This window comes from Parenemella sanctibonifatiensis (assembly GCF_002250565.1).
Taxonomy (GTDB): Bacteria; Actinomycetota; Actinomycetes; order Propionibacteriales; family Propionibacteriaceae; genus Parenemella; species Parenemella sanctibonifatiensis.
The window spans coordinates 1-18,840 of sequence record NZ_NMVJ01000001.1; the positions used below are offsets into that span (position 1 = coordinate 1).

Annotated in this window: 20 protein-coding genes and 1 pseudogene; 8 read left to right on the top strand and 13 right to left on the bottom strand. The window is 67.7% G+C overall.

Annotation, left to right across the window (positions count from 1 at the left end):
• Positions 1-129: 129 nt before the first annotated feature.
• The 4 genes and pseudogenes from CGZ91_RS13910 to CGZ91_RS00020 form a co-directional block, all read right to left on the bottom strand.
• Positions 130-285, bottom strand: a pseudogene (locus CGZ91_RS13910) (IS481 family transposase); the annotation flags it as partial.
• A gap of 28 nt (positions 286-313) precedes the next feature.
• The gene (locus CGZ91_RS00010) at positions 314-1,066 is read right to left on the bottom strand and encodes an ABC transporter permease (protein WP_094451984.1); all 753 of its coding nucleotides are present in this window, start codon (positions 1,064-1,066) and stop codon (positions 314-316) included.
• Positions 1,063-1,992 (bottom strand): ABC transporter ATP-binding protein, encoded by a 930-nt coding sequence (locus tag CGZ91_RS00015; protein WP_094451985.1) that lies wholly within the window; start codon positions 1,990-1,992, stop codon positions 1,063-1,065. The genes CGZ91_RS00010 and CGZ91_RS00015 overlap by 4 nt, the downstream gene beginning before the upstream one ends.
• Positions 1,989-2,237: an AbrB/MazE/SpoVT family DNA-binding domain-containing protein gene (locus CGZ91_RS00020; protein WP_094451986.1), complete on the bottom strand. Its 249-nt coding sequence runs from the start codon at positions 2,235-2,237 to the stop codon at positions 1,989-1,991. Before CGZ91_RS00020 ends, CGZ91_RS00015 begins: the two co-directional genes overlap by 4 nt.
• A 192-nt stretch (positions 2,238-2,429) precedes the next feature.
• On the opposite strand from CGZ91_RS00020, the gene CGZ91_RS00025 reads away from it, so the two are divergent.
• The gene (locus CGZ91_RS00025; RefSeq protein WP_094451987.1) at positions 2,430-3,122 is read left to right on the top strand and encodes a hypothetical protein; all 693 of its coding nucleotides are present in this window, start codon (positions 2,430-2,432) and stop codon (positions 3,120-3,122) included.
• Positions 3,119-4,045 carry a hypothetical protein gene (locus CGZ91_RS00030; RefSeq protein WP_094451988.1) on the top strand — a complete coding sequence of 309 codons (927 nt, stop codon included), beginning with the start codon at positions 3,119-3,121 and terminating at the stop codon, positions 4,043-4,045. The genes CGZ91_RS00025 and CGZ91_RS00030 overlap by 4 nt, the downstream gene beginning before the upstream one ends.
• On the opposite strand, the gene CGZ91_RS00035 is transcribed toward CGZ91_RS00030, so the two are convergent.
• The 3 genes from CGZ91_RS00035 to CGZ91_RS00045 form a co-directional block, all read right to left on the bottom strand.
• Complete coding sequence (locus tag CGZ91_RS00035) at positions 4,014-4,304, bottom strand: hypothetical protein (RefSeq protein WP_094451989.1); 291 nt, start codon at positions 4,302-4,304, stop codon at positions 4,014-4,016. The genes CGZ91_RS00030 and CGZ91_RS00035 overlap by 32 nt on opposite strands.
• A 225-nt stretch (positions 4,305-4,529) precedes the next feature.
• Positions 4,530-5,270, bottom strand: coding sequence for a DNA repair protein RecO (gene recO / locus CGZ91_RS00040; RefSeq protein ID WP_094451990.1), 741 nt, complete (start codon positions 5,268-5,270; stop codon positions 4,530-4,532).
• A 50-nt stretch (positions 5,271-5,320) separates the two neighbouring features.
• A complete protein-coding gene (locus CGZ91_RS00045) occupies positions 5,321-6,010 on the bottom strand; it encodes a class I SAM-dependent methyltransferase (RefSeq protein WP_179229144.1) in 690 nt (229 codons plus the stop codon).
• 58 nt (positions 6,011-6,068) lie between these two features.
• Between CGZ91_RS00045 and CGZ91_RS00050 the strand changes: the two genes are divergently transcribed.
• The 4 genes from CGZ91_RS00050 to CGZ91_RS00065 are packed head-to-tail and all read left to right on the top strand — an operon-like array spanning position 6,069 to position 9,096.
• Positions 6,069-6,398: a nucleoside triphosphate pyrophosphohydrolase family protein gene (locus tag CGZ91_RS00050; protein ID WP_094451991.1), complete on the top strand. Its 330-nt coding sequence runs from the start codon at positions 6,069-6,071 to the stop codon at positions 6,396-6,398.
• Positions 6,395-7,192, top strand: coding sequence for an isoprenyl transferase (locus CGZ91_RS00055; RefSeq protein ID WP_094451992.1), 798 nt, complete (start codon positions 6,395-6,397; stop codon positions 7,190-7,192). Before CGZ91_RS00050 ends, CGZ91_RS00055 begins: the two co-directional genes overlap by 4 nt.
• A gap of 45 nt (positions 7,193-7,237) precedes the next feature.
• The gene (locus tag CGZ91_RS00060) at positions 7,238-8,008 is read left to right on the top strand and encodes a ThuA domain-containing protein (RefSeq protein WP_094451993.1); all 771 of its coding nucleotides are present in this window, start codon (positions 7,238-7,240) and stop codon (positions 8,006-8,008) included.
• Positions 8,005-9,096 (top strand): Gfo/Idh/MocA family protein, encoded by a 1,092-nt coding sequence (locus CGZ91_RS00065; RefSeq protein WP_094451994.1) that lies wholly within the window; start codon positions 8,005-8,007, stop codon positions 9,094-9,096. Before CGZ91_RS00060 ends, CGZ91_RS00065 begins: the two co-directional genes overlap by 4 nt.
• A gap of 14 nt (positions 9,097-9,110) precedes the next feature.
• Here CGZ91_RS00065 and CGZ91_RS00070 read toward each other — a convergent pair whose 3' ends face one another.
• From CGZ91_RS00070 to CGZ91_RS00080, 3 genes are read right to left on the bottom strand one after another with little or no spacing between them, the layout of a single operon-like run.
• Positions 9,111-10,301, bottom strand: coding sequence for a Gfo/Idh/MocA family protein (locus CGZ91_RS00070; protein WP_094451995.1), 1,191 nt, complete (start codon positions 10,299-10,301; stop codon positions 9,111-9,113).
• 53 nt (positions 10,302-10,354) lie between these two features.
• A complete protein-coding gene (locus CGZ91_RS00075; RefSeq protein WP_094451996.1) occupies positions 10,355-11,905 on the bottom strand; it encodes a UxaA family hydrolase in 1,551 nt (516 codons plus the stop codon).
• Complete coding sequence (locus CGZ91_RS00080) at positions 11,902-12,966, bottom strand: LacI family DNA-binding transcriptional regulator (RefSeq protein ID WP_094451997.1); 1,065 nt, start codon at positions 12,964-12,966, stop codon at positions 11,902-11,904. The genes CGZ91_RS00075 and CGZ91_RS00080 overlap by 4 nt, the downstream gene beginning before the upstream one ends.
• Before the next feature lie 240 nt (positions 12,967-13,206).
• Here CGZ91_RS00080 and uxaC point away from each other — a divergent pair, with 240 nt between their 5' ends.
• On the top strand, positions 13,207-14,628 hold the full coding sequence (uxaC, locus tag CGZ91_RS00085; protein WP_094451998.1) for a glucuronate isomerase: 1,422 nt from the start codon (positions 13,207-13,209) through the stop codon (positions 14,626-14,628).
• A 21-nt stretch (positions 14,629-14,649) separates the two neighbouring features.
• Here the strand turns inward: uxaC and CGZ91_RS00090 are convergent, their stop codons facing one another.
• Positions 14,650-15,675, bottom strand: coding sequence for an NAD(P)-dependent alcohol dehydrogenase (locus CGZ91_RS00090; protein WP_094451999.1), 1,026 nt, complete (start codon positions 15,673-15,675; stop codon positions 14,650-14,652).
• A gap of 132 nt (positions 15,676-15,807) precedes the next feature.
• Here CGZ91_RS00090 and CGZ91_RS00095 point away from each other — a divergent pair, with 132 nt between their 5' ends.
• Positions 15,808-16,314 (top strand): aminoacyl-tRNA deacylase, encoded by a 507-nt coding sequence (locus CGZ91_RS00095; RefSeq protein WP_094451397.1) that lies wholly within the window; start codon positions 15,808-15,810, stop codon positions 16,312-16,314.
• Between the two features lie 22 nt (positions 16,315-16,336).
• Here CGZ91_RS00095 and leuA read toward each other — a convergent pair whose 3' ends face one another.
• Positions 16,337-18,082, bottom strand: coding sequence for a 2-isopropylmalate synthase (gene leuA, locus CGZ91_RS00100; RefSeq protein ID WP_094452000.1), 1,746 nt, complete (start codon positions 18,080-18,082; stop codon positions 16,337-16,339).
• A 162-nt stretch (positions 18,083-18,244) separates the two neighbouring features.
• Positions 18,245-18,802 carry a hypothetical protein gene (locus CGZ91_RS00105; RefSeq protein WP_094452001.1) on the bottom strand — a complete coding sequence of 186 codons (558 nt, stop codon included), beginning with the start codon at positions 18,800-18,802 and terminating at the stop codon, positions 18,245-18,247.
• Between the last annotated feature and the right edge of the window lie 38 nt (positions 18,803-18,840).

The window sequence follows — 18,840 nt, forward strand, 5'->3', positions numbered from 1 at the left end:
TACAACCACGACCGCAGGCACTCATCGCTGGGCTATCTCGCACCGGCCGACTACGCTCGGCAGTGCACCCATCAAATGGAAACCGACGACTCGCACAACGTCCGGACCTAACCGTGGGGGCAGGTCACACTCGACCGCACGGTGCATCACAGCGACCGCAGTGGTGGCGGTCTCGTCGTCGTGGGCCTCGGAGTACGCCACTCGTGAGTGATCGTCGATCACGGTGTGGATGAAGGCGTACCCGAGCTTGGGATCGCGCCACTTGTTCTTCGGCTTGTCGGGGGTGGTGTGAGAGCGGCGTTCGCGTGCGTCGTCATCGGACCGGATCCCACTGGAAGCGCCACCGGCCGACGAGAGCAGCGACAGCGAGTACAACGCACAGAAGAAACACCGGCATGATCATGGCGGCTAGTGGGTCGCCGTCCCACGCGTGTTGAGCGGCTTCGACGAACCAACGGACGGGTGAGTACTGAACGATCTGCTGAATCGCCGACGGCATCGCCGTCAATGGGGTAAAGGCTCCGGATGTGAGCATGAGCAGGATCATGAGCACGTTCCCTATGCCCGTAGCGGCTGTGGCGGAGGGATAGAGCGCCGCAAGCGCGCAACCCACTGCGAGGAAGGTGCTGAGCCCGATGAGGCACACAGCCAGGACACCTGGGACGTGGCTAGGCATGGGCACCCCGAAAACCCCGATCCCAATCGCCAAAGCGGTGAGCATGCCCGCAATACCTACGACGAAGTGCACGGTGAGGCTCGCTGCGATGAAGGTGGAACGACGCAGCGGCGTAAGACTCAGGCGTCGGAGTGCGCCCGTGTCACGAAGGGTCAGCATCGCCACGGGCACCTGGAGGACCCCGGTCATGGCGAGAACAAGAGAGGCGAAGGCGGGCAGGGTCGCATCGAGGAATCCCCGTCCACCGAACTCCGGTCGCGGATCGTTACCGAAGATCACACCCAAGGCCAGCACCAAAACCGGCGCGAAGGCGAAAGAGAAGAACAGGCCTACAGGGTCGCGGCGCTGGGAGCGCCATAGGGCTTTGAGAAGGGCTCGATATGCGTTCATGCCGCCTGCTCCTCTGTGGTGATGTGTCGACCGGTGAGGGCCAGAAAGACGTCTTCAAGGCCGGGAGTCGTCGTGCTCATGCTCGTTACGGTGATGCGGTGTGCCGTCAGTGCAGCAAGGACGCTCTGCAGCCCGTCCGCAGCGCCGCGGATGGTCAGTTCCCGTCCCTCTGTTCGAGCGCTGGTCACGCCAGGAACTCCGGTGAGGTCGAACTCTGCGCTAGGCGACGCCGACAGGATGAGCTTCGCCGTGGTGTCACCGGCATGTTGCTGGATGAGGGAAGTCACTGTGTCCAAAGCAATCAACCGGCCGTGGTCGATGATTGCTACGCGGTCGCATAGCCGTTCGGCCTCCTCCATGTAGTGGGTTGTGAGAACGACCGTTGCACCGCCATCGCGGACGTGCTCGACGGTGTCCCACATGTTTCGACGTGACTGAGGATCGAGAGCGGTGGTGAGCTCGTCCAAGAAAGCGAGCCGGGGGCGGTTGATCAACGCGAGGGCGACGAACACTCGTTGACGCTCCCCACCCGAGAGCCTGTCAACGCGGGCGTTGGCCTTGTCCTTGATCCCCAGATCCGTCAACAGTTCGCGCCAAGGCCGCGGGCGCTCGTAGAAGGCGGAGTAGAGCTCGAGGGCGTCCTGCACAGTGAGGCGAGGTGGCAGGGCCGCGCTTTGCAGCTGGACCCCAATTTGCTGAGCCAACGAGAGCTGGTCCCGCACGGGGTCGAAGCCGAGCACCTCGACGCGCCCAGACGAAGGGCGGTCCAGTCCTTCCATGCAGTTCAACAGGGTCGTCTTACCAGCACCATTCGGGCCCACCACCCCGAAGACCTCTCCTTCACGGACCTCGAAGGAGACGTCTTCGAGGGCAGTGAAGCTGCCGAAGTTGCGGCTGACAGCCACGCAGCTCACGACGTTCTTCATCCCTCATCACCCTCTGAGTCCACGGGGGTCTGATGGCCAGGCATCGCCTGCATGACGATCTGATCGAGCGTCTCCTGGCGCATCAAAGCGATCCCTTGGTTCGCGTCAGCGAGGAGGAGCAGGGTGTCGCCCGGGTGGATGTCGAAGAGCTCCCGCGCGCCCTTGGGGATGACGATCTGTCCCTTGGGGCCGACCTTGACTGTCGCGGCGTACTTGCCCGGTGGGGGCGTTTGATCCATGTCCATGCTGACCTCCTGGTGGTGCCACAAGTATAACAAGTGGCACCACCCAGGAGGTGACCTCACGGCATGTAGTCGATCAACGTGTCCGGTCAGTACACCTAGGCCGACATGACACCAGTTTGGCAGACCGCCGTGGCAGCCCCCTCGTTTAGGCTGGTGCCGTCCGAGCAGGGCCCCGCTCAGCGAGGAGGGACCATGGAACCGCTGCTGCAATGGCTGGCCGCTGTGTTCTCCGTCCTCGCCGAAGCACTCAGTTTCGATGAGACCCTGGCGCAGGGATGGCCCCAGACCCCGCCCACGACTGCGGCGATCGGCATCGCGGTGCTCGTGACGCTGTCCATGGCGGCTGGTCAGTGCGGCATCCTCTTCCTCAACCAGGTCCCGGCCGGTCGGCTGTGGAGCGCAGTCGGGGTCGGCTTCGCCGTGATCATCGCGCTGCGCGCAGTGTCGGCTCTGGTGATGTGGGGTTTCGCCACCCTCGCGACCGGCACTATCATGCGCCCCTCGGTCATCCTCGTCACGATGGTGGTGGCGCTGGCCCCACAGGTCTTCGCCGTCATCACCATGACCCCTTATCTGGGGCTGCTGTTTGGTCGGATCTTGGAGGGCTGGGAGTTCGTGGTGACCTTCGCTCTCATCACCGCGCTGTACGCCATGCCGGGCTGGCAGGGGTTCTTGGTCGTTGGAGCGGCGTGGCTCGTGCTGCAGCTCGGCTCCCGGCTGTTGGCCGAACCGAGCCGCGCGATCGGCACCCGGTTGTGGACCCTGGCCACCGGCCAGCCCACCCTCATCACCGCCGCTGACCTGCTCGCCGGCACCCCGTTGGTGCCGATCAACCAACCCACGGCGGGCCGTTCCGCTCTCGACGGGCACGGGAACAGGTCATGATCGGCTGGCTGATCGGCACCGCACTGGCAGCGCTCGGACTGATTGCGCTGCTCTCGCCGCTGGAGTCGCTGAGGTGGTGGTCCACGGTGGGCGCTCGGCGTACGCGTCGGCTCACCGCCGCCGTGGCGGCGCCGGTGGCCAGGCAGGCGAGCCACCCCCACTACGTCGTCTATCTGTCCGGCGTGGGACTGCTCGACAATCACGAGATTCCGCAGGAGGAGGCCTACTTCTGCGCCCGACTCGAGGAGAGCTCGGGCGTGCCGGTGGTCTCTGACGTCTTCCCGTACGCCGTCGACAACCGCGGTCTGCTGCACCGCGCCAGCGCCTGGTTCTGGCGCATCATGGGCACCCTGCAGAGCAACCCGCGTACCGCTGCGCTGAGCATTTGGATCCAGTTCCGCAACTGCCTGCAGGTGCTGATCTCGGCCGACCCACGCTATGGACCGACCTATCACGCGGGGCTGGCACAACAGGTCTGGGCGGCTCTGGAACGCCGTGGTTACCGCGCCGGCATCCCCGTCACCATCGTCGGCTACAGCGGCGGCGCCCAGATGGCGCTCGGGGTGGCCTCCTTCCTGTCGCTGATGGAGGTGCCGTGCCGGATCGTGTCGGTCGGCGGGGTCTATTCGGGCGACCCGGGGTTCAGCACCATCTCGGACTTCTGGGACATCCGCGGCGGCCGGGACCGGCTGCGACTGATGGGGCAAGTCGCGTTTCCGTCGCGGTGGGGACTGCTGCGCAGTTCACCGTGGAATCAGGCGCGCGCCGATGATCGGGTCCACCTCATCGATGCCGGCAGCCAGGTCAGCCACTTCGATGCCGGCTCCTATTTCGACGCCTCCGCGACGCTGCCGGATGGCCGCAGTCACGCCGAGGCGTTGGTCGAGCGGGTCACTGCGCTGGTGGCCGCGCCTCGCCGCTGAGCACCCACGGACGACGCAGCGATTCCAGCCGGGCCTGCCACGCGGCGGCCCGGGTCGGCACGGCCACCTCTGGCCCGTCGAGCCAGGCCCGGCTGCTGCCCAGGGTCTCACGGCGCGCCCCGACCAGGTCACTGAGATCGAGCTCGGGCTCGACACGGCGGATCCCGGCGCCATCGCCCCGATGTCGGCGGCCCTGATGACTGGAAACCCCGAGGACCAGGGCCGCGGCACCCCCGGTGACGAGATCCGCGATGCCCACGCTCGGGTGCCGAACCTGTGGTTCGCGGACCCCGACGCGGGCAGCCCCTCGCCCCAGCGTTCCACGTCGAGGTCTACGTGGCACACGAGGTGGTCGAGGAACGCATCGCGGCGCCCGTGGCCGCCGGTGGCGTCATCGTCGACGACAGCCTCTCGCCCCGCCTCACGGTGATCACTGACCCGCAGGGCAACAAGGGCGTCATCTGCTCCATCACCCCTCCTGAGCTCAGGCCTCGACGTGATCCATTGACCGGAGGCCGCGTTCCAGCTGCCAGCCGACGAAGGCGGCGGTGAGACCTGAGGCCTGCCGGAGTTCTCGTTCCCCTGCCGTACGCGTGGCGGGCCAGTCCCCGGTCAGCAGCGCCTGCAGCAGGGCGAAGGTCTCCGGAGCCGGCCGGGCCGCACCAGGCGGCCGACACGACCGGCACACCCCACCACCGAGCTGGGGCGCGAAGGCTTCAGGAGGCTCGGGTCGGTCGCAGCGCGCGCAGCGGGTGAAGCTCGGCGCATACCCGGCGGTCGCCATCGCCCGCAGCAGGTAGGAATTCATGATCATCGCCGGCGGCCGGGGCCCGTCGGTGGTGCCCTCCCCCAGCACCCGCAACGCGCCGGCCAACAGCAGGTACTGCCGCTGCGAGGGTTCGCCCTCCTCGGCCACCAACCGGTCGGCGGCCTCCACCATCACATGGGCGCAGGTGTAACGGGCGTAGTCGTGGACGATGTCGACCCCGTAGGACTGCAGCGACTCGACCTGGATCACCACGTCGAGACTCCGGCCGGTGTGGAGCTGGACATCCACATGCCCGAACGGCTCCAGCCGCGCCCCGAACTTCGAAGAGGTCCGGCGTACGCCCTTGGCGACGCCGCGGATCTTGCCGTGTCGTCGCGACAGCATCGTGATGATGCGATCCGCCTCGCCCAGCTTGTGGGTGCGGAGCACCACAGCTTGGTCACGGTAGGTCGGCACCGCACCATTGTGCCGCGCCCCACCAGAAACCCCCGCTGGAATCGCCGGTCTCAGCCGGCCTTGCGGACGCGCAACGTGAAGGTGTGCGGCAGCCGCTCCGGCCGGTCGGCGAGCTGGTGCTCATGATCCCCCAGCTCGACCATGTGGTCCGGATCGAAGGCCCAGTTCGAGGTCCGGTCCTCCCGCAGCAACTCCAGCTGCAGGCCGGCCGCCAGCACGGCAGTCACGGTTTCGGCGATGCCGTGATTCCACTCGTGGCTGCGGGTGGCGGTGATCGGGGGCGCGTCGGCGCCACCGGCGTACGTCTGCCCGTCGGCCCAGGTGGTCGGTTCGGCACGTTCGAAGTAGGGATGTTCCAGCACCAGCAGACCGTCCTGGCGGGGGTCGGACAGGGCCAACATGACCGGATGGAAGTCGCGTACGAACAGCATCCCGCCCGGCGCCAGCAGCTCGGCCACGACCTGCGCCCAGGCCGCGATGTCAGGCAGCCAACACAGCGCGCCACCACCGGTGTAGACCAGGTCGAAGCTGCCCGGCTGGTGGCCTGCCGCTGCCAGAGCCGCCGGCGCGTCATAGACAACGGCCGCGACGAAGTCGGCCTCGGCACCGGTCCGTTTGACCAGCTCGGCAGCGATCTGGACCGACGCCGGGCTCAGGTCCTCGCCAACCGGTAGGCACCCGAGGAGGTGATGTGCACCGCGGCCCGCTGGTCCCAGTTGCGGCGGTTGTCCTCGAACCACGAGGCAGCTGTCAGGTGTCACTCCTTCGTCACGTTGTCGTCGCGTCTAACCTAACGGCATGGATCTGGAGGAATACCAGCGCTTGGCGCTGCGCACGGCCGCCGACCCGGACAAGCCCGACGAACTCTTCCATCTCGTCCTGGGCCTGCTCGGCGAGACCGGCGAGGTCGCCGAGAAATTCAAGAAGTGGGTACGCGACCAGGGAAGCGACCGTGCCGCGCTCGACACCGAGGCAATCGGCAAGGAGCTCGGCGACGTGCTCTGGTATCTCGCCGTGCTGGCCGACCATCTGGGGCTGTCGCTGGCCGACGTCGGCGCGGCGAACATCGCCAAGCTCGCCAGCCGGCAGCAGCGCGGCACCCTGGCCGGCAGCGGGGACGAGCGATGACCCACCGATCCGGGCCGCCCCGACCGCCGCAGCCGCACCCGGGCGGCGCGGTCGCCCCGAGCTTCACGCGCGATGAGGTGCCGGCCCACGTCGCCATCGTCATGGACGGCAACGGCCGCTGGGCCAAGGCCCGCGGCAAGGCCCGCACCGTGGGTCACGCCGCCGGCGAGGATGCCCTCTTCGACGTCATCGAAGGAGCCATCGAGGTCGGCGTGAAGTATCTGTCGGCTTACGCCTTCTCGACCGAGAACTGGCGCCGTTCCCCCGATGAGGTGCGATGGCTGATGGGCTTCAACCGTGACGTCATCCACCGCCGTCGGGACCAACTCGACGACCTCGGCGTCCGCATCCGGTGGGCCGGTCGACGCCCCCGATTGTGGCGCAGTGTCATCAAGGAACTGGAGTCTGCCGAGGAACAGAGCGCCGACAACGACGTGCTGACGCTGCAGTTCTGCGTGAACTACGGCGGCCGTGCCGAGATCGTCGATGCGGTACGCCGGATCGCCGCCGACGCCAAGAAGGGCCGGATCAACCCGGACCGGATCTCGGAGAAGAGTTTCCGCCGCTATCTCGACGAGCCCGACATCCCCGACGTCGACCTCTTCGTCCGGTCCTCGGGAGAACAGCGGACCTCCAACTTCCTGCTGTGGCAGTCCGCGTACGCCGAGATGGTCTTCCTCAACACACTGTGGCCCGACTTCGACCGACGACACCTGTGGCAGGCGATTGACCTCTACCGGACCCGGGACCGTCGATACGGCGGGGCGGTGCCCAACCAGGTTTCGGACAGCTAACCTTTTCTACGACCATCATCACTGAACACAAACGAGGAAGTCTGCATGAGTCAGCTGCGCGTCACCGTCTGGGGAGAGAACGTCCACGAGCACCGCGACCCGAGCGTGCGTGAGATCTATCCCGACGGTATGCATGAGACCATCGCCGCGGCCCTGCGGGATCGCGTCGGGGAGGCCGAGGTCCGCACCGCCACCCTGGATCAGCCCGATCAGGGCCTGCCCGCTGAGGTGTTGGACAACACCGACGTCCTGCTGTGGTGGGGCCACGCCGCCCACGGCCAGGTCGACGACGAGCTGGTCGACCGGATCCAACAGCGAGTGCTGTCCGGGATGGGCTTGATCGTGCTCCACTCGGGCCACAAGTCCAAGATCTTCATCCGGCTGATGGGCACCACCTGCCTGCTGGAGTGGCGTTCCAACAACGACACCGAGTTGGTCTGGACGGTCGATCCGACCCACCCGATCACTGCTGGCATCCCGCACCCGATCCGGATCGAGGGTCAGGAGATGTACGGCGAGCAGTTCGACATCCCCACTCCCGATGAGCTGATCTTCATCTCCAGCTTCACCGGCGGAGAGGTGTTCCGGTCCGGTTGCACCTGGCGACGTGGCCACGGCCGGGTGTTCTTCTTCTCCCCCGGCGACCAGGAATATCCCGTCTATCACCACCCCGACATCCAGCAGGTGCTCGCCAACGGGGTCCGCTGGGCTGCCGGTGAGCCGCACCACCCGCGTACGTTGCCAGCAGTGGTGTCCCAACCGGCACCGCGACTGACCGCAGCCGATCACGAGCGCGTCACGGGAGCCCACGAATGAGCGAGCACAAGAAGCTGCGGGCTGCCGTCGTCGGCCTGGGGTACGCCGGCACCGAGCACATGCGCGGTTATGTCGCCGACCCCGACGTCGAGCTGGTCGCGATCGCCGGCCACGAACCGGACCGGCTGCAGGAGCTGAGCGAGGAGTTCGGCGGGGCCGAGACCTACACCAGCCAGGACGAACTCATCGAGAACGCTGCCATCGACGTGCTCAGCCTGGCGACTCCGACTGCGCTGCACGCACCGGCCGCGATCGCCGCGCTCAACCGGGGCATCCACGTCCTCACCGAGAAGCCGATGGCCGAGACTCTGGAGGCGGCGACCCGGATGAGCGAGGCGGCCCGGGCGAACGACCGGGTGCTGCAGGTGACCTTCAACCAGCGCCACCAGCCCGCCACCCAGGCCGCGCTCAAGGCGGTCGCCGATGGCGAACTCGGCTCGATCTATCTGGCGAAGGCACGCTGGTCCCGGTCCTGGGGCATCCCGGGTCTGGACTCGTGGTTTGCCCGCAAGTCGATGGCCGGCGGCGGCCCGCTGATGGATCTGGGCATCCACATGCTTGACCTGGGGTTGTTGCTGATGGGCGAACCGGCCCCGGTGCGGGTGACGGCAGCCACGTACGCCGCCTTCGGTCCGCGTGGCCTGGGTGGTCCGGTCAACTCCCGCAAGACCGCCGGCCCCCAGGGCACCTACGACGTGGAGGACCTGGGCACCGCCTTCGTCCGAATGGGCAATGGCGCCACGCTGCTGCTCGAGTCGAGCTGGGCCCAGCACATCCCCCACGACGAGGGCAGGGTCGAGCTCTACGGCGACGAAGGGTCATTGGTGTTGGAACTGGCCAGCGGCACGGGTCGACCCCCGCACGCTGCGCTGACCCGGGTCTGCGCCGCCGATGACATCACCCAGACCGAGCTGCCGCTGGGATCAGGCGGCGGCCACAAAGTGGCGGTCGCCGAGTTCCTGGCCGCGGTCCGAGCCGGCGCCCCGGACTACGGCACCGTCGGCCTGCGGCGTACCGCCGTGATCCAGGCCCTGTTCGACTCCGCCGAAGCGGGTCACGAAGTCGAGGTCGCCTCCCCCGAGTTGTGATACTCGGGTGGGGATCAGCCCTGTGGGCGAAAGATCCCGGCTGCAGCCGGGGTCGCCCACGGGGCACCGACCTCGGCGAAGCCGCGGTGCTCCAGCGCCGCCCGCAGCAACCAGTCGTCGACGTCGGCGACCACCGGATGGGCCTGGTCGTCGCTGTCACGCCACTCCATGTACGCCTCCGGGACCGCCTCGATCGGGCCGGTCTGGGTGGCCTCCAGCACCGCCATGAATGGCAGTGACGCCGTCAATGGGCTGATCAGATCGGCCTCGCCAACACGATGGGCCAGCAGGTTGTCCAGCAGCGAGGTCCGCTCGAATCGGGTCTCTGTCAGCACCTGGTCGCCGGCCAGGAGCACCAGTCGGTCCTCGTTGTAGAAGAACCGCGCCACCTTGTCGCTGCCGGTGATCTGGACCCAGGCCGGACCGTGGTCGGGACTGACCAGGGACAACGCCAGTGACAGTGGCGGCGTGGCCGCGCCGGCGGCGTCCTCGGCCGCCACATTGATCCACGCCAGGTCATCGGCCTCGATCGGGTTGGCGTGATAGAGCTCGGTGCGTACCTCGCTGATCTGTTCGATCCGGTCGATCCCGGCCATCCCCAGCGCACAGCGCACCGCATGGGCCAACGGGTTGGTGGACACTCCGTCGCCGACCCGGAGTTGGTTCAAGGTACGCCGGCCCGCCCACGGTGCCCGCTGCCAGTACTGGCGGCGGCGCAACCACGGCCCCACCCCACTGATGCCCTGCAGCTCGCCGAGCTCGCCACTGAGAATCAGGTCAGCAATCGCGGGCAGACCGAGCGACCCTTGGGTCTGGAAGCCGACCTGCAACGCGCGGCCGGTCTCCTCGATGGTCTGCTGCAACTGGTACGCCTCGGCCAGGCTGGAGACCGGTGGCTTCTCGACGTACACGTCGACGCCGCTGCGCAGCGCCAGCTCGGCCATCGGCAGGTGGGTGTTGATCGGCGTCGCCAGGATCACGACCTCGGGCGCGGCCTCGGCGAGCATGGTCTCCAGGTCGACGTACCAAGGCGCTTCGAGGTCCTGACCATCGGCGTACGGGTCGGCGATGCCGACCAGATCCACCGCGCCGGCCGCCACCCGTGGCGCCAACTGGCCGCGGTGGCGCCGGCCATAGCCGTTCGCTCCGACCAATCCGACTCGCGTGGGCTCTCCCTGCTGAGTCGGCTCTGCTGCGTCGGTCACGTCGTTGCTCCGATCGAAACGTTTGTTTCCGGGAGCCTAGCGCGTACGCCCGGTCAGAGGACGGCGCCGATCTGCCACGGCACCATCTCCTCCGAGCCGGCCCCCAACTCCTCACTGAAGGTCTTCTCTCCCGACGCCACCGCACAGATCAGGTCGAGCAACTTCTCGCCCAGCTCAGGAATGGTGGCGCGCCCGTCGACAACGGCCCCGCAGTCCATGTCCATGTCGCCGGCCATGGCGGTGGCCATCGTGGAGTTGGTGGCGATCTTGATGGTCGGGGCCGGCTTGGACCCGAAGACCGAGCCGCGGCCCGTGGTGAAGCAGATCAGGTTGGCGCCGCCGGCGACCATGCCGGTCGCCGACACCGGGTCGTAGCCGGGGGTGTCCATGTGCACGAGGCCCATCCCGGTCCGCAGCGGCGCGGCGTAGTCCACCACGGCCGACAGCGGCGCATGCCCGGCCTTGGCGACCGCGCCGAGTGACTTCTCCACGATGGTGGTGATGCCGCCGGCCTTGTTGCCGGCCGATGGGTTGCCGTCCATGGTGGTGCCGTGCGAGGCCGTGTACTCCTCCCACCAGTCGATCCGACGCAGCAGCTCGGCTGCCACCTCCGGGTCGGTGGCGCGGGCCGCCAGCAGATGCTCGGCTCCGAACACCTCCGGTGTCTCGCCCAGGATGGACGTGCCGCCGGCGGCAACGATCGCATCGGAGGCATAGCCCAGCACCGGATTGGCCGACATCCCCGACCAGGCATCCGAGCCGCCGCACTGCAGACCCAGCACCAGCTTGTCCAGGCCAACCGGCTGTCGCTGCGTGACACCGACCTGGTCGGCGAGGGCCTTGACCACCTCGGCACCGCGTGCAATCGCCTCCCGGCTGCCGCCGAGCTCCTGGATGGTGAAGTCCACCACCGGCTTGTCGATCTGACCGATCTGCTCCATCAGGCCCTGCACGGTGTTGATCTCGCAGCCCAGCCCCACCACGACCAGGCCGGCAATGTTGACGTGTTGGGCATACCCACTGAGGGTCCGGCGCAGGATGTCCCACCCCATCCCCTCGTCAGCCAGGCCACAGCCCGAGGTATGGGTCAGCGCAACTACACCGTCGATGCCGGGCAGGTCAACGCCGTCGAACTGGCGGGCGATCAGCTTGGCGACCGTGGCCGAGCAGTTCACCGACGTGAGGATGCCGATGTAGTTGCGGGTCGCGACGCTGCCGTCGGCGCGCACGATGCCCTGGAAGGTACGCTCCCGGGTCTGCGCGAAGCCCGGCTTCACGGCGGCCTTCTCGACCCCTTCGCGGCTGGCCCGCTCGGGCATGCCGAGATTGTGGCTGTGGATGTGGCCGCCCAGCTCGACGTCGGCGGTGAGGACGCCAATCACCTGGCCGTACTTGTGGACCAGATCACCGGCGGCCATCCTCCGCAGCGCGACCTTGTGGCCGGCCGGCACCGGGCCGCCGCCGTCAGCGCCGAGCACCGGCACGGTGGCGCCGGCACTGGTGCGGGCCCGGTGGCTCTCAGGGATCTCGTGCAGCGCCACCGCGACATCGTCGTGGGGCGAGACGAGCAGCAGGTCAGTCACGTCAGATGTGGTGGTGGTCATCGGATGCTCCCCAGGGCAGTGGCGGGTGAATCGGTGTCAGAAGGGTGGTCGGACGCGGGTCGGTGCGGGCTGAGGCCCGTGCTGGCGCGCACCACCAGGTCGGCTGACAGCCGCAGCTGTCGCGGCAGCGGGCGCGGGCGGTCCTCGTCGACCCGTTCCAGCAGGCCGCTGAGCAGTTCCATGGCGCTGCGGCCCAGCTCGGCCCGGGGCACCGCGACCGTGGTGAGCGCCGGGTCAACCACGCTGGCCAGCGGGATGTCATCACAGCCAACCACGCTGACCTGACCGGGCACGTCGATGCCGTGCCGACGGAGTCGGTTCACGACGCCCAGTCCGACCAGGTCATCGAAGGCGACCACGGCCGTGGCTCCACTGGCAACCACCAGGTCGGCTGCCTGTCGGCCGCCGTCATGGGTGGGCGGCATCGCGCCGAGGCACAGCACCTCCACGCCTTCGCGGGCAGCGGCCCGCTCCAGCCCCTCGCGGCGTCGAGCGCCAGCCCAGGAGCCGGCGGGCCCATCGGCGTACGCGATCCGGCGGTGGCCCAGCGCGACCAGGTTGGTGACCACCCGTTCCATGGCGCTGGCCATGTCGACGGAGACGCTGGTCCACCCCTCGAGCTCCCGGTTGACCAGCACGATGCCCAGGCCCGGATGGGCGCGCTGCAACGCCTCGAGATCGGCTGGCTCCGAGCGCGGTGCGCACAGGATGAGGCCGTCGACCTGACTCGCCAGCGATTGCAGCGCTTCGAGCTCTCGGCCGACCTGTTCGTCGGTGTCACTGACGACCACCTCATTGCCCAGGGTGCGGGCTTGCGACTGGATCGCCTTGACCACCTCGGCGAAGAAGGGATTGGCGAGGTCAGCCACCAGCACCGCGACCAGACCGGTACGACCACCGATCAGGCGTTGCGCGGCCCGGTTGGGGCGATAGCCCAGATCGGCGGCAGCGCGGCGTACCCGATGGTGGGTCACCGATTCCGAGCTCGGGTTGGCCAACGCCCGCGACACCGTCGCCGGGGAGACGCCGGCTCGCCGCGCCACGTCCTTGATGGTCGCCATCCGACTCCTTTCTCCCACACCCGTCAGCCACGACCGCGTGAAACGCGCGCAATCGTTTTCATGTCAGGCTTCACAGCCTATGTCAGCGGTTTGCCCCGGGCAACCGTCCCCGATCCTGGCTGCTACCGTGTCCCCATCAGCGGCGGGGGTGGAAACCTTTTCACGCTCGCACCGCTCCATCGAACACCCATCCATCGAATACCGCTCCATCGAACACCGAGGCGACACCGGAGGTTGACCATGGCTGAACTCACCCTGCATCCCGACCGCGCCCTGCCCACCGAGCCGGCAGTACGCGACATCGCCCGTGAGCTCTACCAGCAGGTCAAGGACCTGCCGTTGGTGTGCATGCACGGACACGTCGACCCGAAGCTGCTCCTGGAGGACAAGCCCTTCACCGATGCGGCCGACCTGTTCGTCACCAAGGACCACTACGTCATCCGGATGCTGGTCTCCCAGGGCATGACCAACTCCCAGTTCGGCGTCCCGGACCGCACCGGTGCCCCGCACGAGACCGACCCGCGCGAGATGTGGCGGCGGGTCTGCGAGGGGTGGAAGTTCTTCCGCGGCACCCCCTCGCGTTACTGGCTCGAGCACGAGATCAGCGAGGTGCTGGGACTGAAGCTGCGTCCCAGCGCGGAGACCGCCGACGAGCTCTACGACCAGATCGGCGAGAAGCTGGCCCAGCCCGCGTTCAAGCCGCGCGCGCTCTTCGACCGTTTCAAGATCGAGATCCTGGCCACCACCGACCCTGCCACCTCGCCGCTGGCTGAGCACCAGGCCCTCGCGGACCAGGGCTGGGGCGAAAAGGTGGTGCCGACGATGCGCCCCGACAGCCTCTACAACGTCGCGCTGGCGACCTGGAATGCCGAGATCGACGAGCTCAGCGAGATGACCGGGATCGAGGCAGGCGACTACCACGGCTTCCTCGATGCGCTGCGCAAGCGTCGTCAGGATTTCATCGCGATGGGCTCGCGAGCCACCGACCACGCCTGCACCGACGCCAACCTGTGGCCGCTGGAGCAGGCTGAGGCCGAGCGGATGTACGCCGCTGGCCGCGCCGGCACCATCACCGAGGAGGAGGCGGAGCGGTTCTACCGCCACCTGCTCTACATCACTGCCGAACTGAGCTGTGACGACGGCCTGGTGATGCAGTTCCACCCCGGCTCGGTGCGCAACTACGACGCCGAGACCTTCGAGCGCTACGGCGCCGACGCCGGCATCGACATCCCGCAGGCAGTCGAGTTCACCCAGGGCCTGCGGCCGTTGCTGGACCGGTTCGGGCACCATCCGAACTTCCGCTTCATCGCCTTCACGATGGACGAGGACGCCTACAGCCGCGAGCTGGCACCATTGGCCGGCGTGTTCCCGGCCATGAAGCTCGGTGCGCCATGGTGGTTTCTCGACACCGCCGGTGCGATGGAGCGGTTCCGTGAGGCCGTCACCGACACCGCCGGCTTCTACAACACCGCCGGTTTCGTTGACGACACCCGCGCCTTTGCCTCCATTCCGGCCCGCCACGACCTCGCTCGCCGGGTCGACTGCGGCTTCCTGGCCGGCTTGGTGGCCCGCCACTCCCTCGACCTGGACGAGGCCGCGGAAACCGCAGTCGACATGGCGTACAACTGGGTCGAGGAGTGTTACCCGGCACTGCGGGGCTGACCCTGTCGCCCCGGTCCCTGGTCAGGGGATGAGAATGGCTCGTCCCCTGACCTTGCCCGCATCCAGATCGTCGATGGCCTGCTGGAAGTCGGCCAGGGCGTACTGCTGCGTGTGCAGCGTGACCTTGCCTTGGGCGGCCAGCGCCATCAGGTCCTGCAGGTCGGCATAGGTGCCGACCAGGTTGCCGATGAAGTTGATCTCGTTGGAGATGACGTCGATGGTGGCCACGTTGATGTTCTCGCCGTAGCCGATGACGTAGTAGAAGCCGGCTCGGCGCAGCATGCGTACGTTCTCCGAGGTCGCTCCGCCCTCCCCCACGAAGTCGAGGATGGCCTGGGCGCCGTGGCCACCGGTGAGTTCCAACAACTGCTCGACGTGGCTGCCGTCAGCCAGGATGGTGTGGTCCGCGCCGAGGTCGACCGCCAGCGCGAGCGCTTCCGGGTTGCGGTCGATCACCACCAGGGTGGCGCTGGACATGGCCCGCATGCACTGGATGCCGATGTGGCCCAGTCCGCCGGCGCCGACGATCAGGCAGACCTCGCCGGGACGCAGCAGCTTGGCGGCCTTCGCGGCGGCATGCTGGGCGGTCAGCCCGGCATCGGCGAGGGCTGCGACATCGGCAGGCTCCAGCGAATCATCCAGCTTCACGCAGCTGCGCGCCGAGGTGCGCAGATAGTCGGCGTAGCCGCCGTGGGTGTCGATGCCGGGGAACTGGTTGTTCTCGCAGTGCACGTCGTCACCGAGTCGGCACGCCCGACACAAGCCGCAGGTGAGCAGCGGATGCAGGATCACCTTGTCGCCGACGGCAACATTGGTGACGGCCTCGCCGACCTGGTGCACCCAGCCGGCATTCTCGTGGCCGATCGTGTAGGGCAACTCGACATGGGACTTCTCGGCCCACTGGCCCTCGAGGACGTGCAGGTCGGTGCGGCAGACACCGGCCGCACCAATCTTCACGATGACGTCCAATGGCCCCTGCAACTCGGGTTCGGGGACGTCAGTCATCTGTAACTTCTCGTGGTAACCCACCACCTGGACAGCGCGCATGGCTCCTCCTCGGTTGCACCGACGGCCATCGTCGGCCTCGATGGGCTGACCCTACGACCTCCCCCCGACCGACGGTGTCGCGGGTGGCTCCTCCGCGCCTGCCGAACTCCGCCTCCGCGCTACCGTGACAGGGTGAGTGATCCCACCGCTGACCCAGCCATCGACCCCGCCCACAACCCCGCCGTGGCGGCGGCGTACGCGTCTGGCCTGCAGCTGTCCGTACGCCAGCACGGCCGGGCCCGATCCCTGGCCGAGGCCGCCGAGCAGCGCGGCGTCCAACCGCGCCAGATCGTCAAGTCGATGGTCGTGCGGCACGGCGCTGACCACACCATCGTGCTGGTGCCCGGCGACCGGGTGATCGCCTGGCCGAAGCTGCGGGCCGTGCTGGGCGTGACTCGCTCCACCATGCCGCCCGCCGACGAGGCCAAGGAGATCACCGGCTTTGCCCGCGGCACCATCACTCCCTTCGGCACCCGGACGCCGTTGCCGGTGGTGGCTGATGAGTTGGTGCCCCTGGGCGAGGTCTCGGTGGGCGGTGGCGCGCACGGGGTGGCGATCCACCTGGCCGGTGCCGACCTGCTGGAACACTTCGGGGCCCGGGTTGCCGATGTGACCGACCCGGACCCCGAATTGGGCTGACTTTGGTTGCGCTGAGGACGCCTCAGCCGGCGCGGTTGATGGCCGCCAGCACCGCCTTGAGCGAGGCCCGCACGATGTTCTCGTCGATGCCGACACCCCAGACCACGGTGCTCTCGGCCTCCACCTCGACATAAGCCGCCGCCACCGCATCACCGCCCGCGGTGAGCGCGTGTTGGTGGTAGTCGAGCACCTGAACTCGGCGACCGACCATCGCCAGTCCGTCCACGAAAGCCGACACCGGACCGTTGCCTTCGCCGACGATGCTGTGATCGACTCCGTCCTTGCGGACCACGGTTTCGATCCGGTCGGTGCCGTTGCTGGTGCTCGAGGACACGGGCCCGAGCTCCAGCCCGGTGGTGTTGAGGTATTCCTTCTCGAACAGCTGCCACAGGGTGTCGGCGTCGATTTCGCCGCCCTCCCCCTCGGTATGGGCCTGGACGGTGCGCGCAAACTCCATCTGCAGCCGCCGCGGCAGATCCAGGTGATGCTCGGTCTTCATCAGGTATGCCATGCCGCCCTTGCCGGACTGCGAGTTGACCCGGATCACTGCCTCGTAGGAACGACCCACATCGTGGGGGTCGATCGGCAGGTAGGGCGCCTCCCACGGGATGTCGTGGATGCCGACCCCGGTCTCCGCGGCGCGCTTCTCGAGGTCCTCCAGACCCTTCTTGATCGCGTCCTGGTGGGAGCCGGAGAAGGCTGTATAGACCAGATCGCCGGCGTACGGATGCCGTGCCGCCACCGGCATGCCGGTGCAGTACTCGACGGTCCGGCGGATGTTGTCCATGTCGGAGAAGTCGAGCTTGGGGTCATAGCCCTGGCTGAACAGGTTCATGCCCAGCGTGACCAGGTCGACGTTGCCGGTGCGCTCGCCGTGACCGAAGAGACAGCCCTCCACCCGGTCCGCGCCGGCCATCAGGCCCAACTCGGTGGCGGCCACGGCGGTGCCACGGTCGTTGTGGGGGTGCAGCGAGATGCAGACGTTGTCGCGGTTGCCGATGTGGCGGCCGAAGTATTCGATCTGGTCGGCGTACACGTTGGGCGTGGACATCTCCACGGTCGCCGGCAGATTCAGGATGATCTCGCGGCCGGGCTCGGGCTGCCAGCGATCCATCACCGTGCCACAGACCTCCAGGGCAAAGTCGGTCGGCGTCTGGGTGAAGATCTCCGGGGAGTACTGATAACCGAATTCAACCTCGCCCAGATGCTGTTCGGCGTACTTCATGACCAGCTCGGTGCCGCGGGCGGCGAGGTCGATCGTCTGCGCCTCATCCATCCGGAAAACGACTCGGCGGAAGAGCGGCGCGGTGGCGTTGTAGAGGTGGATGGTGGCCCGCTGCGCCCCGACCAGGGACTCGGCGGTGCGCTGGATCAGGTCCTCCCGTGCCTGGGTCAGCACGCTCACGGTGACGTCATCGGGGATGGCGTCCTCGACGATCAGGCTGCGCACGAAGTCGAAGTCGGTCTGCGAGGCCGAGGGGAAACCGATCTCGATCTCCTTGAAGCCCATCTGGACCAACAGGTCGAACATCTTGCGCTTGCGGGCCGGCGTCATCGGGTCGATCAGCGCCTGGTTGCCATCGCGCAGGTCGGTGGAGAGCCAGCGCGGCGCGTGGTCGTGGACCTTGGTCGGCCAGGTCCGGTCCGGCAGCTGGACCGGTTCGAAGGCCCGGTAGCGGCCGAACGGCATCGGGCTGGGTTGCTGGACCGGGCGGGGCTGGCTGGGGTGGCCGTGCACGGATTCAGGCTGGGGAATGTCAGTGGTCATGTCGGTTCCTCACACAAATGATCTGGGGGTGGCCGACGACAGGTCGATGCTCCGCAACAAGGAGGTCGGCCTCAGCGACCCTCATTGCGGCAACCAAGAAGCAGGAGAACCTGTGCCACGTTGGCGACCCTAGCACTTTCGACGACGCTGATTGGTCGGGGCTCAGCTCACGCCGACGCGCGCCTGCCAGTCCGCGACAGCCGCGGCGACCTGGTCGGGCAGCTGCTGCGGGGCCTGGTCGGCCAGGACGGTCCGGTTGCCGCGCCACTCGGTCTCCACCACGATGCCGTCCGCGATCCGGTGGCTGTTGCCCGCCTCGCTGCCGCGCATCTCGGTGATGCGGTCGCCCTGGCGCACCAACTCCACCGGGCGCGGGGTCGGCACCTGCTGGGACTCCGACAGCACCGTCACCGGGAGCCGACTGCCGTGCGGATCGTGGACCAACCACTCCCCGACCAGGTCAAGCATGCCGAAACTCGGGATGGTGTCACGCGGCCAGTGCGGCTGTCGGATCCAGTTGTGCTGGACGCCGTTGCTGACATCGCTGAAAGCTGAGTGCTGCCAGTTGCGGATCTCACCTACCACACTGATCCGGGACTCGACGTGATAGAGACCATCAGGGACCACGAAACAGCTCAGCGTGTTGAGCGCCCGGCTGTCCCGGTGGCGCAGCAGCACACCGTCGACACGGTCCTCTTTCACGAACCAGAAGCGCTCCATGCTCAAACTCTAGAGCACAACTTTGTCGACCTTTGGCC

Bases quoted from the DNA above. Each gene is read 5' to 3' on its own strand.
- CGZ91_RS00050 (WP_094451991.1), top strand. From the start codon at position 6,069: ATGGATCTGGAGGAATACCAGCGCTTGGCGCTGCGCACGGCCGCCGAC.
- CGZ91_RS00030 (WP_094451988.1), top strand. From the start codon at position 3,119: ATGATCGGCTGGCTGATCGGCACCGCACTGGCAGCGCTCGGACTGATT.
- CGZ91_RS00080 (WP_094451997.1), bottom strand. From the start codon at position 12,966: ATGGCGACCATCAAGGACGTGGCGCGGCGAGCCGGCGTCTCCCCGGCG.
- CGZ91_RS00015 (WP_094451985.1), bottom strand. From the start codon at position 1,992: ATGAAGAACGTCGTGAGCTGCGTGGCTGTCAGCCGCAACTTCGGCAGC.
- CGZ91_RS00010 (WP_094451984.1), bottom strand. From the start codon at position 1,066: ATGAACGCATATCGAGCCCTTCTCAAAGCCCTATGGCGCTCCCAGCGC.
- CGZ91_RS00055 (WP_094451992.1), top strand. From the start codon at position 6,395: ATGACCCACCGATCCGGGCCGCCCCGACCGCCGCAGCCGCACCCGGGC.
- CGZ91_RS00090 (WP_094451999.1), bottom strand. From the start codon at position 15,675: ATGCGCGCTGTCCAGGTGGTGGGTTACCACGAGAAGTTACAGATGACT.
- CGZ91_RS00065 (WP_094451994.1), top strand. From the start codon at position 8,005: ATGAGCGAGCACAAGAAGCTGCGGGCTGCCGTCGTCGGCCTGGGGTAC.
- uxaC (WP_094451998.1), top strand. From the start codon at position 13,207: ATGGCTGAACTCACCCTGCATCCCGACCGCGCCCTGCCCACCGAGCCG.
- CGZ91_RS00025 (WP_094451987.1), top strand. From the start codon at position 2,430: ATGGAACCGCTGCTGCAATGGCTGGCCGCTGTGTTCTCCGTCCTCGCC.
- leuA (WP_094452000.1), bottom strand. From the start codon at position 18,082: ATGACCACTGACATTCCCCAGCCTGAATCCGTGCACGGCCACCCCAGC.
- CGZ91_RS00060 (WP_094451993.1), top strand. From the start codon at position 7,238: ATGAGTCAGCTGCGCGTCACCGTCTGGGGAGAGAACGTCCACGAGCAC.
- CGZ91_RS00020 (WP_094451986.1), bottom strand. From the start codon at position 2,237: ATGGACATGGATCAAACGCCCCCACCGGGCAAGTACGCCGCGACAGTC.
- CGZ91_RS00075 (WP_094451996.1), bottom strand. From the start codon at position 11,905: ATGACCACCACCACATCTGACGTGACTGACCTGCTGCTCGTCTCGCCC.
- CGZ91_RS00105 (WP_094452001.1), bottom strand. From the start codon at position 18,802: ATGGAGCGCTTCTGGTTCGTGAAAGAGGACCGTGTCGACGGTGTGCTG.